At 56.8% G+C, this 13934-nt stretch carries 14 protein-coding genes; 7 read left to right on the top strand and 7 right to left on the bottom strand.

Annotated features, from left to right (window positions below):
• Position 1: 1 nt before the first annotated feature.
• The 3 genes from glpK to fpr all read left to right on the top strand — a co-directional run bounded on the left by glpK (position 2) and on the right by fpr (position 3463).
• On the top strand, positions 2-1513 hold the full coding sequence (gene glpK / locus B3X29_RS22345) for a glycerol kinase GlpK (protein ID WP_103177511.1): 1512 nt from the start codon (positions 2-4) through the stop codon (positions 1511-1513).
• 96 nt (positions 1514-1609) lie between these two features.
• Positions 1610-2620, top strand: coding sequence for a class II fructose-bisphosphatase (gene glpX, locus B3X29_RS22340; protein ID WP_103177512.1), 1011 nt, complete (start codon positions 1610-1612; stop codon positions 2618-2620).
• Between the two features lie 96 nt (positions 2621-2716).
• Complete coding sequence (gene fpr, locus B3X29_RS22335; protein WP_159340301.1) at positions 2717-3463, top strand: ferredoxin--NADP(+) reductase; 747 nt, start codon at positions 2717-2719, stop codon at positions 3461-3463.
• Here the strand turns inward: fpr and B3X29_RS22330 are convergent, their stop codons facing one another.
• Positions 3464-3883 (bottom strand): DUF805 domain-containing protein, encoded by a 420-nt coding sequence (locus B3X29_RS22330; RefSeq protein WP_159340300.1) that lies wholly within the window; start codon positions 3881-3883, stop codon positions 3464-3466. It lies immediately after the preceding gene.
• Between the two features lie 113 nt (positions 3884-3996).
• Between B3X29_RS22330 and B3X29_RS22325 the strand changes: the two genes are divergently transcribed.
• Together B3X29_RS22325 and tpiA are read left to right on the top strand one after the other, a co-directional pair.
• Positions 3997-4593, top strand: coding sequence for a DUF1454 family protein (locus tag B3X29_RS22325; RefSeq protein WP_103177515.1), 597 nt, complete (start codon positions 3997-3999; stop codon positions 4591-4593).
• 110 nt (positions 4594-4703) lie between these two features.
• Positions 4704-5471 (top strand): triose-phosphate isomerase, encoded by a 768-nt coding sequence (gene tpiA / locus B3X29_RS22320; RefSeq protein WP_103177516.1) that lies wholly within the window; start codon positions 4704-4706, stop codon positions 5469-5471.
• 81 nt (positions 5472-5552) lie between these two features.
• Here the strand turns inward: tpiA and B3X29_RS22315 are convergent, their stop codons facing one another.
• From B3X29_RS22315 to cpxP, 6 genes are all read right to left on the bottom strand, one after another.
• Entirely contained in the window at positions 5553-6857 is a 1305-nt protein-coding gene (locus B3X29_RS22315) for an SLC13 family permease (RefSeq protein ID WP_103177517.1), read from the bottom strand.
• Positions 6858-6915: 58 nt separating this feature from the next.
• Positions 6916-7674: a CDP-diacylglycerol diphosphatase gene (locus B3X29_RS22310; RefSeq protein WP_159340298.1), complete on the bottom strand. Its 759-nt coding sequence runs from the start codon at positions 7672-7674 to the stop codon at positions 6916-6918.
• Between the two features lie 110 nt (positions 7675-7784).
• Positions 7785-8774: a sulfate ABC transporter substrate-binding protein gene (locus B3X29_RS22305; RefSeq protein ID WP_156655378.1), complete on the bottom strand. Its 990-nt coding sequence runs from the start codon at positions 8772-8774 to the stop codon at positions 7785-7787.
• Positions 8775-8987: 213 nt separating this feature from the next.
• Positions 8988-9950, bottom strand: coding sequence for a 6-phosphofructokinase (pfkA, locus tag B3X29_RS22300; protein WP_103825256.1), 963 nt, complete (start codon positions 9948-9950; stop codon positions 8988-8990).
• A 175-nt stretch (positions 9951-10125) separates the two neighbouring features.
• Positions 10126-11031 carry a CDF family cation-efflux transporter FieF gene (fieF, locus tag B3X29_RS22295; protein WP_103177521.1) on the bottom strand — a complete coding sequence of 302 codons (906 nt, stop codon included), beginning with the start codon at positions 11029-11031 and terminating at the stop codon, positions 10126-10128.
• Between the two features lie 153 nt (positions 11032-11184).
• Positions 11185-11685 (bottom strand): cell-envelope stress modulator CpxP, encoded by a 501-nt coding sequence (gene cpxP, locus B3X29_RS22290; RefSeq protein ID WP_103177522.1) that lies wholly within the window; start codon positions 11683-11685, stop codon positions 11185-11187.
• 150 nt (positions 11686-11835) lie between these two features.
• Between cpxP and cpxR the strand changes: the two genes are divergently transcribed.
• Both cpxR and cpxA read left to right on the top strand, forming a co-directional pair.
• A complete protein-coding gene (cpxR, locus tag B3X29_RS22285) occupies positions 11836-12534 on the top strand; it encodes an envelope stress response regulator transcription factor CpxR (protein ID WP_039032144.1) in 699 nt (232 codons plus the stop codon).
• Complete coding sequence (gene cpxA, locus B3X29_RS22280) at positions 12531-13904, top strand: envelope stress sensor histidine kinase CpxA (protein ID WP_103177523.1); 1374 nt, start codon at positions 12531-12533, stop codon at positions 13902-13904. Before cpxR ends, cpxA begins: the two co-directional genes overlap by 4 nt.
• The last annotated feature ends 30 nt before the right edge of the window (positions 13905-13934 follow it).

Raw genomic sequence — 13934 nt, 5'->3', positions numbered from 1 at the left:
TATGACCGACAAAAAATATATCGTTGCGCTCGACCAGGGCACGACCAGCTCCCGCGCTGTCGTTATGGATCATGACGCGAACATCGTCAGCGTGTCGCAGCGCGAATTCGAGCAAATCTATCCTCGTCCAGGCTGGGTTGAACACGACCCGATGGAGATCTGGGCGTCGCAAAGCTCGACGCTGGTTGAAGTGCTGGCGAAAGCCGATATCAGTTCCGATCAGATTGCGGCAATTGGCATCACCAACCAGCGTGAAACGGCCATCGTCTGGGAACGCGAAACCGGTAAACCGATTTACAACGCCATCGTCTGGCAGTGCCGCCGCACAGCGGACATCTGCGAGAAGCTCAAGCGCGACGGCATGGAAGAGTACGTGCGTAGCGCCACTGGCCTGGTGGTGGACCCCTACTTCTCCGGCACCAAGGTAAAATGGATCCTCGACCACGTCGAAGGCTCTCGTGAGCGTGCCAAACGCGGTGAACTGCTGTTCGGCACCGTGGACACCTGGCTTATCTGGAAGATGACCCAGGGGCGCGTCCACGTCACCGACTACACCAACGCCTCGCGCACCATGCTGTTCAACATCCACGATCTGGACTGGGATGACAAAATGCTGGACGCGCTGGACATCCCGCGCGCCATGCTGCCGCAGGTACGTAAGTCGTCTGAAGTGTACGGTCAGACCAACATCGGCGGTAAAGGCGGCACCCGTATTCCAATCGCCGGGATCGCCGGTGACCAGCAGGCGGCGCTGTTTGGCCAGCTGTGCGTGAAAGAAGGGATGGCGAAAAATACCTACGGCACCGGCTGCTTTATGCTGATGAACACCGGCGAGAAGGCAGTGAAATCGGAGCATGGCCTGCTGACGACTATCGCCTGCGGCCCGCGCGGCGAGGTGAATTACGCGCTTGAAGGCGCAGTGTTTATGGCCGGAGCCTCTATCCAGTGGCTGCGCGATGAGATGAAGCTTATCAGCGACGCCTTCGACTCGGAGTATTTCGCCACCAAGGTGAAAGACACCAACGGCGTGTACGTCGTGCCGGCCTTTACCGGGCTGGGCGCGCCCTACTGGGATCCCTATGCCCGCGGGGCGATTTTCGGCCTGACGCGTGGGGTAAACTCTAACCACATCATCCGCGCCACGCTGGAGTCGATTGCCTATCAGACCCGTGACGTGCTGGAAGCGATGCAGGCTGACTCCGGCATTCGTCTGCACGCCCTGCGCGTGGATGGCGGCGCAGTGGCAAACAACTTCCTGATGCAGTTCCAGTCCGACATTCTGGGTACCCGCGTGGAACGCCCGGAAGTGCGTGAAGTGACGGCGCTGGGTGCGGCCTATCTTGCCGGCCTGGCGGTTGGCTTCTGGCAGAACCTGGACGAACTGCAGGAGAAAGCGGTCATCGAGCGCGAATTCCGTCCGGGTATCGAAACCACCGAGCGTAACTACCGTTATAGCGGCTGGAAAAAAGCCGTGAAACGCGCGCTGGCCTGGGAAGAGCACGACGAGTCATAATACCTCCCCCTCACCCCGTCGGGGTGAGGGGTCCAAACCGCCTCTCCCACTCTGTGATAAACTTCGTGCAATTCCTTTTGATTGCACGAGTATCTGATGAAACGTGAACTTGCTATCGAGTTTTCCCGCGTAACCGAGGCCGCCGCTCTGGCAGGCTACAAGTGGCTTGGCCGTGGTGATAAAAATACTGCTGACGGCGCAGCCGTCCATGCCATGCGCATCATGCTTAACCAGGTCAACATCGATGGCACCATCGTGATTGGTGAAGGTGAGATCGACGAAGCCCCCATGCTGTTCATCGGTGAAAAAGTCGGTACCGGTAACGGCGATGCGGTGGATATCGCGGTAGACCCCATTGAAGGCACCCGCATGACGGCCATGGGCCAGGCTAACGCCCTGGCAGTACTGGCGGTGGGCGATAAAGGCACCTTCCTCAACGCGCCCGATATGTATATGGAGAAGCTGATTGTCGGCCCTGGCGCAAAAGGGGTCATCGACCTCAATCTGCCGCTGGCGGAAAACCTGCGTAATATCGCCGCCGCGCTTAATAAGCCTCTTGGCGAACTGACGGTCACCATTCTGGCGAAACCGCGTCACGATGCGGTCATCGCCCAGATGCAGCAGTTAGGCGTGCGCGTCTTTGCTATCCCCGATGGCGACGTGGCGGCCTCCATCCTCACCTGCATGCCGGACAGCGAAGTCGACGTGCTGTACGGTATCGGCGGCGCACCGGAGGGGGTGGTTTCTGCCGCGGTGATCCGCGCCCTCGACGGCGATATGCATGGCCGTCTGCTGGCCCGTCATGACGTAAAAGGCGATAGCGAAGAGAACCGCCGCATCGGTGAGCAGGAGCTGGCCCGCTGCGCGGCGATGGGGATTGCAGCCAATACCGTGCTGCGTCTGGATGATATGGCGCGCAGCGATAACGTTATCTTCTCGGCGACCGGCATCACCAAAGGCGATCTACTGGACGGCATCAGCCGCAAAGGCAATATGGCGACCACCGAAACGCTGCTGATCCGCGGTAAATCACGCACCATTCGCCGCATCCAGTCGATTCACTATCTCGACCGTAAAGATCCGGACGTGCAGACCCACATTCTGTAAAACCGTTTGATCAATAGAGCTTTCCGGCCCGCCTGGGCTGGAAATCTCCCTCTCAGGTAAGGAAGATAGAACCCGAGATCAGTACAGGAGAACATCATGGCAGACTGGGTAACAGGTAAAGTCAAAAAGGTAGAGTTCTGGACCGATGCGCTATTTAGCCTCACCGTACATGCGCCCATCCAGCCTTTCACGGCCGGGCAATTTGCCAAGCTGGGGCTGGAGATCGACGGCGAACGCGTGCAGCGCGCCTACTCCTATGTCAACGCGCCGGATAACCCGGATCTCGAGTTCTACCTTGTCACCGTTCCCGATGGCAAACTCAGCCCGCGCCTGGCGGCACTGAAACCCGACGATGAGATCCAGATTGTCAGCGAAGCCGCAGGCTTCTTCGTGCTGGATGAAGTGCCAGACTGCGAGACGCTGTGGATGCTGGCAACCGGTACCGCCATCGGCCCTTACCTGTCGATCCTGCAATACGGGCAGGACCTGGATCGCTTTAAAAATATCGTTCTCGTGCATGCCGCGCGCTACGCCGCAGACCTGAGCTACCTGCCGCTGATGCAGGAACTGCAGAAGCGTTATGAAGGGAAAGTGAAAATCCAGACGGTAGTGAGCCGTGAAACGGTGGCGGGATCGCTCCACGGGCGCGTACCGGCCCTGATTGAAAATGGCGAGCTGGAAGCCGCCGTGGGTCTGAAGATGGAGGCCGACACCAGCCACGTGATGCTGTGTGGCAACCCGCAAATGGTGCGTGATACCCAACAGCTCCTGAAAGAGACCCGGCAAATGACCAAGCATTTACGCCGTCGGCCGGGCCATATGACCGCAGAACATTACTGGTAATTAGCGGTACTTTACGTCGATCGTATCTTTACCATATTTATTCTCGCCCTGGGTGCCCACAAACGCGCCCAGGTCGACAATGATCATCACAAAAATAATGGTAGGGAGCAGCCTGCCCACCACCCACGGCAGCATGGAGGGCAGCATCGACCAGTTGCCGGCCAGCAGCATCCACGCCAGTATCACCAGCAGCGCCCACAACCCCGAACGCCCACGATCGTGCAGCCGTTTTACTAACACCGCCGCGGTCGGCCACAGCAGCGACACCAGCGCGAAGGCCGCCGTCTGGGTGCTCAGCCAGGCGTTATTGGCAAAAATAAACAGAGCCAGCATGGCGACAATCCATACGCCAATCCAGATCCAGAAATCACGGCGTCCAATACGCCCTTTGAATGAAAACAACCACTGCTGTATGGTCATGTCAGGTTCCTAAAAGTCATCGCGGCGCGTAGTTTACCCTGGAGTCGCCTCCTTTTGACAAGCCAGCCGGATCCCGTTTTAATCGTGGGCAGTAACATTCAGAGACTTTATTGATGAAGATGTGGTTTCACCTTATTTGGCTGGGTTTAACACTGTTGGGTGCAAGCGCACCTCTGCATGCTGCTGAGACTTCCGTATCGGCTACCGCACCCTATGTGATGCCGGGCGCGCCGACCTTTGATCAGTCTATCAGCCTGTTCCGTGAAGCTTTCAATCAGGATAATCCAAAGCTGCCGCTCAATGAGTTTCGCTCCATTGATGGCACCCGCGACACCCCGAACCTGACCCGGGCTGCCAGCAAAATTAATGAGAATTTGTACGCCTCGACGGCGCTTGAGCGCGGAACCCTCAAAATCAAGAGTATGCAGATTACCTGGCTGCCGATTCAGGGGCCGGAGCAGAAAGCCGCCAAAGCTAAAGCGCTGGAGTATATGAGCGCCATTTTACGCGCCTTTACCCCTGCCCTGACCAAAGCCCAAAGCCAGCAAAAGCTGCAAAAGCTCCTCACAGCTGGTAAAAACAAGCGCTATTACGCCGAAACGGAAGGCGCGGTTCGCTATGTCGTGGCAGATAACGGCGAAAAGGGGCTGACCTTCGCTGTTGAACCGATTAAGCTGGCGCTATCTGAGGCACTCGGCGGGTCGAATTAATGACAAAAAGCAAAGCCTTTCGAGGGAAAATCTCTATACTGATTCACAGACCATGCTGCCCTGTTGGGCGGCCATATTCCTTAATTCGCTCTTGAGCGTGGAGAATTGAAATGCGACATCCTTTAGTGATGGGTAACTGGAAACTGAACGGCAGCCGCCACATGGTAAACGAGCTGGTAGCTAACCTGCGTAAAGAGCTGGCTGGTGTGACTGGCTGTGCTGTTGCTATCGCTCCGCCGGATATGTACCTGGATATGGCTAAGAAAGCGGCTGACGGTAGCCACATCGTTCTGGGTGCCCAGAACGTTGACGTTAACCTGTCTGGCGCGTTCACCGGTGAAACCTCCGCTGAAATGCTGAAAGATATCGGCGCAAAATACATCATCATCGGCCACTCTGAGCGTCGTACCTACCACAAAGAGTCCGACGAATTCATCGCCAAGAAATTCGCTGTGCTGAAAGAGCAGGGTCTGATCCCGGTTCTGTGCATCGGTGAAACCGAAGCAGAAAACGAAGCGGGCAAAACCGAAGAAGTCTGTGCACGTCAGATCGACGCAGTCCTGACCACTCAGGGCGCAAGCGCGTTCGAAGGTGCGGTCATTGCTTACGAGCCAGTATGGGCGATCGGTACCGGCAAATCTGCCACCCCAGCACAGGCTCAGGCCGTTCACAAATTCATCCGTGACCACATTGCGAAAGCAGACGCGAAAGTTGCTGAGCAAGTGATCATCCAGTACGGCGGTTCCGTAAACGCATCTAACGCAGCAGAACTGTTCACCCAGCCGGACATCGACGGCGCGCTGGTTGGCGGCGCATCCCTGAAAGCAGACGCTTTCGCGGTGATCGTTAAAGCAGCAGAAGCAGCGAAACAGGCGTAAGAGCATCTGCGGCGGGTGGCGCTTCGCTGACCCGCCCTACGATACTCCAGGCCCGGTAAGCGCCAGCGCTACCGGGCTTTTTTACAGCCGTCCCAGCAGGCTAAACCACAGATAATCCAGCGGCAATAGCACCAGATAGGTTGCCACCGCCAGCGCCAGACAGAGCAGCATCCCCGCCCGCGCAGGCACTCTTCCCAGCCCCATCGCCACCACAATCGGCGACGCCTGATACGGCAGCAGCGGCGTGGAATACCCCAGCACCTGAATCATAATCACCGACAGCAGCGGAAAGCCGGTGGCGTCCGAGAAGCTTTGCGCCAGGGTGGTATACAGCGCCGGTACGCCGTTGGCGGTCATAATGAAATTCAGGGCGGTGGTGATGCCAGTCAGGGCCAGGAAACTGGTGAACGGCGCATCGGCATCCAGGGGCATTACCCGCATCAGCGCCTCGCCCACGGCACTGCCAATACCGGTTTGCGTCACGGTGATCGCCAGCCCGAGAATACCCGCCACATAAATACAGGTGCGCATATTCACCCCCGCCGAGAATTCATCCCCGGTGATAAAGCCAACCCGCGGCAGCATCACCACAATCGACGCCGCAAGCCCGGTCCATGCCGGTCCAATGCCGTGCCAGCTTTCGGTTACCCACATCACCAGCACCACCGCCAGCAGCCAGGCGAGGCGCTTTTCGTCGCGGCCCATCGGCTCTGGCGGGGTCAAATCCTTCACCGGTTTTGGCGCGCCGGGGAACAGCCAGCAGATCAGGCCGATCAGGACCAGACCCTTGAGAATACCCAGCACCGGAGTATGCAGCAGCAGGTACGGAACATAGTTAAGATGGATGCCGTAAGAGCCTTCCGCCGCCCCGCTCATCACCAGGTTAGGAACGTTGGCCGGAAGGATGGTGGCCGAAAGCTGGAAGGTGCCAAACCCCACCGCCAGCGCCAGGCCGAACCACGCCCGGGAGCCGTCGGCAATGCCCGCCCGCTTCGCCATCGCCGCCACGATGGGCATCAGCAGCGCAATACGCCCCATATTGGAGGGCATCACAAACGCCAGCGCATAGGTGAGCAGCACTACGCTTGCCACCATCAGCGGCCAGGAGTCGGTCAGCCTGGCCGACAGCGCCCGCGCCGCCCTGTCCGCCAGCCCGGTTTTGCGGATCGCCACCCCCAGCACAAATCCGCTGAACACCAGCCAGAACGCTGACGAGGCAAAACCGCCAAAAATCACCTCCGGCGGGGCGATACGCGCGATCATCGCCGCGGTAAAGAACAGCAGCGCAGTGAGGAATTCCGGCAACAGCGAGGTGGCCCACAGGATGATGGTGACGACGATAATCAGCGAGGGCAGAAACAGCGGGTGAGTGAACCAGAGCGACATGCCTGTCTCCTGTAGAATTTTTCAGCAAGTCTACGGCGACAGGCAGGGCGAGTAAACGCTATTTATGGTGGGGTTCATTCAGGATAGTGCATTGATGATCCTGCAATTCCTCAGCAGAAGCGCGGTTAAGCGCCAGCAAATTGCGCGCCGTTGCCAGTAATACAAACGATCCGTCCGCCTGCTGCGCCATCGCTAGCGCAAAACGCCCCATATGGTCGCGCGCTTCCGGCAGCTCTTCTGCCAGCATCATAAACGGGCTGCGTTTCACCAGCTCCGCTTCCGTCACCCGACGCGCCAGGTATTCATGCCCCTCCAGCCCACCGGGGAACGGCAGCCACTGGGTGCTGATTTGCCCCTGACTAACATTGAGCTTCTCGCGCACGTCCGGGCGCAGGCAGGAGATATGGATATGAAAATGGTTTTGCGTGCGGCCGGTCGGGGAGTTGATGGTCAGTGAAACTGCACTGTCGGGCACGTTGCTCCCCCGCTTCATGCTCATAAAGTGGCGCGACTGCCACGCCAGCCAGAAGAAATTGGGCGTATGAGCCTCGGTCAGGAGCGGGCTTTCGGTACCGTTGATGCGGTACGTGGGCATCAGCAGATATTGCAGCGGCCCGTTGCGATCTTTAAACACCACATATCCCGCATCCGTTTTTACCAGCGCACAGGGCGCCGGGTTACGGTTCTGCATCTGACCAGGCACACACTGGTCGAGAACGATATGCCGCAGCGCGTTTGGGTTACCCGCTTTCAGCCAGAACCCGCCGCCTGCCGCGAGCGCAATCATAACCAGTACCAACACGATTATTTTTTTCACAGCGCATTCCCTGTATCCACCTGACGCCAAAGAGTAACGCATAAAAGTGACCAAATAAAAAACCCGGTGGATTTCTCACACCGGGTCCCGTGTCGTTCTTCAAAAAATGCTTAACGCTTGCTGATCTGATCGAAGGTGCCGCCATTCGAGAAGTGATCTTTCTGCGCTTTCGTCCAGCCGCCGAAGACCTCATCGATAGTGAAGAGCTTCAGTTTCGGGAATGTGTTCTCATATTTTTTCGCCACCGCCTCATCACGTGGCCGGTAGAAATTCTTCGCGGCAATCTCCTGGCCTTCCGGGGAGTAAAGGTATTTCAGGTAGGCTTCCGCCACGGCCTGGGTGCCTTTCTTATCCGCCACTTTATCGACCACAGAGACGGTTGGCTCAGCCAGAATAGATTCGCTTGGGGTGACAATTTCAAATTTATCTTTACCCAGCTCGTTCGCCGCCAGCAGCGCTTCGTTTTCCCAGGCAATCAGCACGTCACCAATGCCGCGTTCAACGAAGGTGTTGGTTGCGCCGCGTGCGCCGGAATCCAGCACTTCGACGTTTTTAAACAGCGCTTTCACGAAATCCTGCGCTTTAGCCTGATCGCCATTGTTCTGGTGCAGGGCGTAACCCCAGGCTGCCAGGTAGTTCCAGCGTGCGCCGCCAGAGCTTTTTGGGTTTGGAGTGATGACCGATACGCCCGGCTTAACCAGATCGTTCCAGTCATGGATCTGTTTCGGGTTACCTTTGCGAACCAGGAAAACGATGGTGGAGGTATACGGCGCGGAGTTATCCGGCAGGCGTTTGATCCAGTTTTTCTCGATACGGCCGCGTTCCGCGATAGCGTCCACGTCATACGCCAGCGCCAGGGTCACGACGTCGGCTTCAATGCCGTTAATCACCGAGGTCGCCTGCTTGCCGGAGCCACCGTGGGACTGGCGGATCACGACGTTATCGCCGGTTTCCTGTTTCCAGTGTGCGGCGAACGCTTTGTTGTACTGCTCGTACAGTTCACGCGTCGGATCGTAAGACACGTTCAGTAGCTGAATATCCTTTGCCAGAACGCTGGTCGATGCCAGCAATAACGTTAAACCCACGCCCCATTTATTCATCGCCCAACTCTCTTAATGTTGTGTTTGATGAGTGCAGGGTGCCAGAAAGCGAACCAATGATTAAAGAATAAAAAAAGATTGGCTATAACACAGGGGAATAAAAAGAGGGTGTGAGCGCACAAAAAAGCCGGGTGGCAGCTACGCCTTACCCGGCCCACGAACCATGCTTTTGTAGGCCCGGTCAGCACAGCGCCACCGGGCAACAGCCGCCGATCAGTACAGCTTTTTCGCGCACTCCAGCCAGTCACCTTTGAACGGACGCTTCATATTTTCAATAGCGTCGATGATGTCATGGTGAACCAGTTTTTCGTTCTGAATACCGACGCAACGACCGCCAAAGCCCTGCTGCAGCAGTTCAATCGCGTAAGCGCCCATACGGGATGCCAGGATACGGTCGTAAGGACCCGGAGAGCCGCCACGCTGGATGTGACCGAGAACGGTCGCGCGGGTTTCGCGTTTGGTTTCAGCTTCGATGTACTTCGCCAGCTCGTCAACGTCGCAGATATGCTCGGTGATGGCAACGATGGCGTGTTTCTTACCTTTGGCGATACCGGCTTTGATTTCTGCCACCAGATCTTCACGGCTGAATTCCACTTCCGGCACCACGATAAACTCACAGCCGCCGGCAATCGCCGCCGCCAGGGTCAGGTCGCCACAGTAGCGGCCCATCACTTCGACGATGGAGATACGCTGGTGAGAAGAAGAGGTGTCGCGCAGACGGTCAATCGCCTCTACCACGGTGCCCAGCGCAGTGAAGTAACCGATGGTGTAGTCGGTACCTTTGATGTCGTTGTCGATGGTGCCTGGCAGACCGATGCATGGGAAGCCCATTTCGGTCAGGCGTTTTGCCCCCATGTAGGAACCGTCACCGCCGATAACAACCAGCGCGTCCAGGCCGCGTTTTTTCATGTTCTCGATAGCCACTTCACGGATGCGCTCATCGCGGAATTCCGGGAAACGCGCGGAGCCCAGGAAGGTACCGCCACGGTTAATCATGTCGGACACGCTGTAGCGGTCGAGCTGCACCATGCGATCTTCATACAGGCCCAGATAACCGTCATAGATACCAAAAACTTCCAGACCTTCCGTCAACGCTGCGCGCACTACACCACGAATTGCTGCGTTCATGCCGGGCGCATCACCGCCGCTTGTCAACACACCGATTTTCTTAATCATGACTACCTCTGAACTTAGGAATGCAAAAATGAAATCTGTTGCCGGAAGACGTCCTATCGACCAACGAATAGTGCAAATAGTATATCAATCACTTCCCGCTGAATTGATTCAGGTCAGACCAAATGGCGGTTATTTTTCCACAAAATGCTGCCCCGGTTCACTTTTTTACAACGAATTACGAAAGCTCAAAATGTCCATTACCTGGCTTAGGTACGACTGAGCAGGGATCCTGGTGAATAATGACATCTGACCCCGGGAAACGCTGCAAAATCGCCTGCTCAACCTGTTCCGCCACCAGATGGGCCTGAACGAGCGGCAGGTTATCTTCCATTTCTAAATGAATCTGAATAAAGCGGGTCGGCCCTGACTGCCGCGTGCGAAGATCGTGAGCGCCGCTGACACCGGGCCAGGAGGTCACAATTTCAAAGATTTCATGCCGTTCTGCGTCTGGCAGTGCGCGGTCGAGCAGGGATTGCACTGCATCGTACCCCATACGCAACGCACTGTATAAAATATAGAATCCAATCCCTAACGCAAATAACGCATCGGCCCGGTGCCAGCCATACCAGGCCAGACCGAGCGCAATAAGAATCGCACCGTTCATCATAACATCAGACTGATAATGAAGCATATCCGCCCGTACCGCCTGGCTCTGCGTTTTACGCACCACCCAGCGCTGGAACGTCACCAGAATTAATGTGCTTATAAGTGCAATAACGGTAACGACCACGCCGACGCCGGGATCTTTCATCGGCGATGGGGTATATAGGTGCTGAATGCCAGTCAAAAAGAGGAACAGCGCCGAACCGGAAATAAACATGCTTTGCGCCAGCGCCGCCAGCGACTCCGCTTTGCCATGACCAAAGGTATGCTCTTCGTCCGCTGGCTGTAACGAGTAACGCACCACCCACAGGTTCGTCACCGAGGCGGCAATATCCACCAGGGAGTCTACCAGCGCCGCCAGAATACTGACCGAACCGGTATACCACCACGCGAAGATTTTAATGACTAACAGGCACGACGCCATGACCGTCGCGGCGATTGCCGCCCGGCTCACCAGCCGTCCATAGGATTGATTCATAAACACTCCTGTCACGCTATGCCGCTAGTATAACGGATGCGGAGGAGTCAATAAGATGAATAAACGGTTAACGCATTTTAATGATGGGCAAAAAAAACCCCCACATCATGTGGGGGAAGACAGGGATGGTGTCTATGGCAAGGAAAACAGGGTTTACTGGTTACTACGGGTGTTGCTACTAAAAAGCGTCGATTCAGCGTTCTTCTGCATCCGGGCAACCTCGCGCAACTGGTCCATACGTTGCTGGTGTTTCTGGTTCAAAACCGCTTGCTGCTCTGGCGTTAGCAGGTGAAACATCTGGTTGCGGACCCGGGCCATTTCGACCTGGCGGGCAACCTGTTCCTGCGCCATTTTGTTTGCCTGAGCGCGCACAGCGTTTTCGTCAAAATTTTCTGCGGTGACAAGGCGGTGCATTGTCTCCATTTCGCTAACATTAACAGGGGGCTGGTCATGACGAGCCCGCTGCATCAGATCTCGCATCTGTTGACGCTGATGTTCGGTTAAACTTATGCCGTCAAACATGTGGCCCTGGCCGTTTTGCTGCGCAATGCCCTCTGCTGAGGAACGGTTATCGCCGGTGATAGCTCCAGCAGCCTGGCTAAATGCACTAAACGCCAGCGTTGAGGCCATGACGGCAGCGGTAACTATGCGCATCACTTACTCCCAAAATCTTTCGTGTCGCGATTCAACGAGAGACAGTCTACGATTCAGGCTGCAAACATGCGTCAGGGGGTGTAAAACAACGTAAAGTCATGGATTAGATAGCCTTGATGACGTAATTTCTGCCTCGGAGGTATTTAAACAATGAATAAAATCCTGTTAGTTGATGATGACCGAGAGCTGACATCCCTTTTAAAGGAGTTGCTCGACATGGAAGGCTTTGACGTGTCGGTTGCCCATGATGGGGAGCAGGCGCTGAGTCTACTCGACGATAGCATCGACTTGCTTTTGCTCGACGTCATGATGCCGAAGAAAAACGGTATCGACACCCTTAAAGAGCTGCGCCAGACACACCAGACCCCCGTTATTATGCTGACCGCGCGCGGCAGCGAACTTGACCGCGTACTCGGCCTTGAGCTGGGCGCTGATGACTATCTGCCAAAACCGTTTAACGACCGTGAACTGGTGGCGCGTATTCGGGCGATCCTGCGCCGTTCCCACTGGAGCGAGCAGCAGCAAAACACCGACAACGGTTCACCGACGCTGGAAGTCGACTCCCTGAGCCTCAATCCAGGCCGCCAGGAAGCGAGCTTTGACGGCCAGGCGCTGGAGCTGACCGGCACCGAATTCACCCTGCTTTATCTGCTGGCGCAGCATCTGGGCCAGGTGGTGTCGCGTGAACATCTGAGCCAGGAAGTGTTGGGTAAACGCCTGACGCCGTTCGACCGCGCCATCGATATGCACATCTCGAACCTGCGCCGTAAGCTGCCGGAGCGCAAAGATGGTCACCCGTGGTTTAAAACCCTGCGTGGACGCGGCTATCTGATGGTTTCCGCTTCATGATAGGTAGCTTAACCGCCCGCATTTTCGCCATCTTCTGGCTGACGCTGGCACTGGTTTTAATGCTGGTTTTGATGTTGCCAAAACTCGACTCACGCCAGATGACGGAGCTCCTCGACAGCGAGCAACGTCAGGGTGTGATGATCGAGCAACACGTAGAAGCAGAGCTGGCCACCGATCCGCCCAATGATTTGATGTGGTGGCGCAGGCTGTTTCGCGCTATCGAAAAATGGGCGCCTCCCGGCCAACGCCTGCTGCTGGTGACCAGCGAAGGTCGCGTGATTGGTGCGGACCGCAATGAAATGCAGATCATCCGTAACTTCATTGGCCAGGCGGATAACGCCGATCACCCGCAAAAGAAAAAATATGGTCGGGTGGAGATGGTGGGGCCGTTCTCCGTCAATGACGGGGAGGATAATTATCAGCTCTACCTGATCCGCCCGGCGAGCAGCTCCCAGTCCGACTTTATCAATCTGCTGTTTGACCGCCCGCTGCTACTGCTGATTGTCACCATGCTGGTGAGTTCACCGCTGTTGTTGTGGCTCGCATGGAGCCTGGCGAAGCCGGCGCGCAAACTGAAAAACGCCGCGGATGAAGTGGCGCAGGGCAACCTGCGACAGCACCCGGAACTGGAAGCCGGGCCGCAGGAGTTCCTGGCGGCAGGGGCCAGCTTCAACCAGATGGTGACGGCGCTAGAGCGGATGATGACGACCCAGCAGCGTCTGCTTTCTGATATCTCGCACGAGCTGCGTACCCCGCTGACGCGCCTGCAACTTGGCACCGCCCTGCTGCGCCGCCGCAGTGGTGAGAGCAAGGAGCTGGAGCGTATCGAAACGGAAGCCCACCGTCTGGACAGCATGATCAACGACCTGCTGGTGATGTCACGCAATCAGCAGAAAAACGCGCTGGTCAGCGAAACGATGAAGGCTAACCACCTCTGGGGCGAAGTGCTGGATAACGCCGCCTTCGAAGCGGAGCAGATGGGTAAATCGTTCACCGTTAATTTCCCGCCGGGCCCGTGGCCGCTGTACGGTAACCCGAATGCGCTGGAAAGCGCGCTGGAGAATATCGTCCGTAACGCCCTGCGCTACTCGCATACCAAAATCGAGGTGGCGTTCTCGGTGGATAAAGACGGCATCACTATTAACGTGGATGACGATGGTCCTGGCGTCAGCCCGGAAGATCGCGAGCAGATTTTCCGTCCGTTCTACCGTACTGACGAAGCCCGCGACCGTGAATCTGGCGGCACCGGACTGGGTCTGGCGATTGTCGAAACCGCCATTCAGCAGCATCGCGGCTGGGTGAAAGCGGACGACAGCCCGCTGGGTGGATTGCGTTTAACCCTCTGGCTGCCGTTGTATAAACGTTCGTAGTTGTCGCCTGTTATGCCGGGTGGCGGCTTC

The organism is Leclercia sp. UBA5076 (assembly GCF_002416465.1).
In the GTDB taxonomy this organism is placed as follows: domain Bacteria; phylum Pseudomonadota; class Gammaproteobacteria; order Enterobacterales; family Enterobacteriaceae; genus Enterobacter.
Note: the sequence above shows the minus strand (reverse complement) of the source record. Positions and strands in the feature narration are given on the sequence as shown.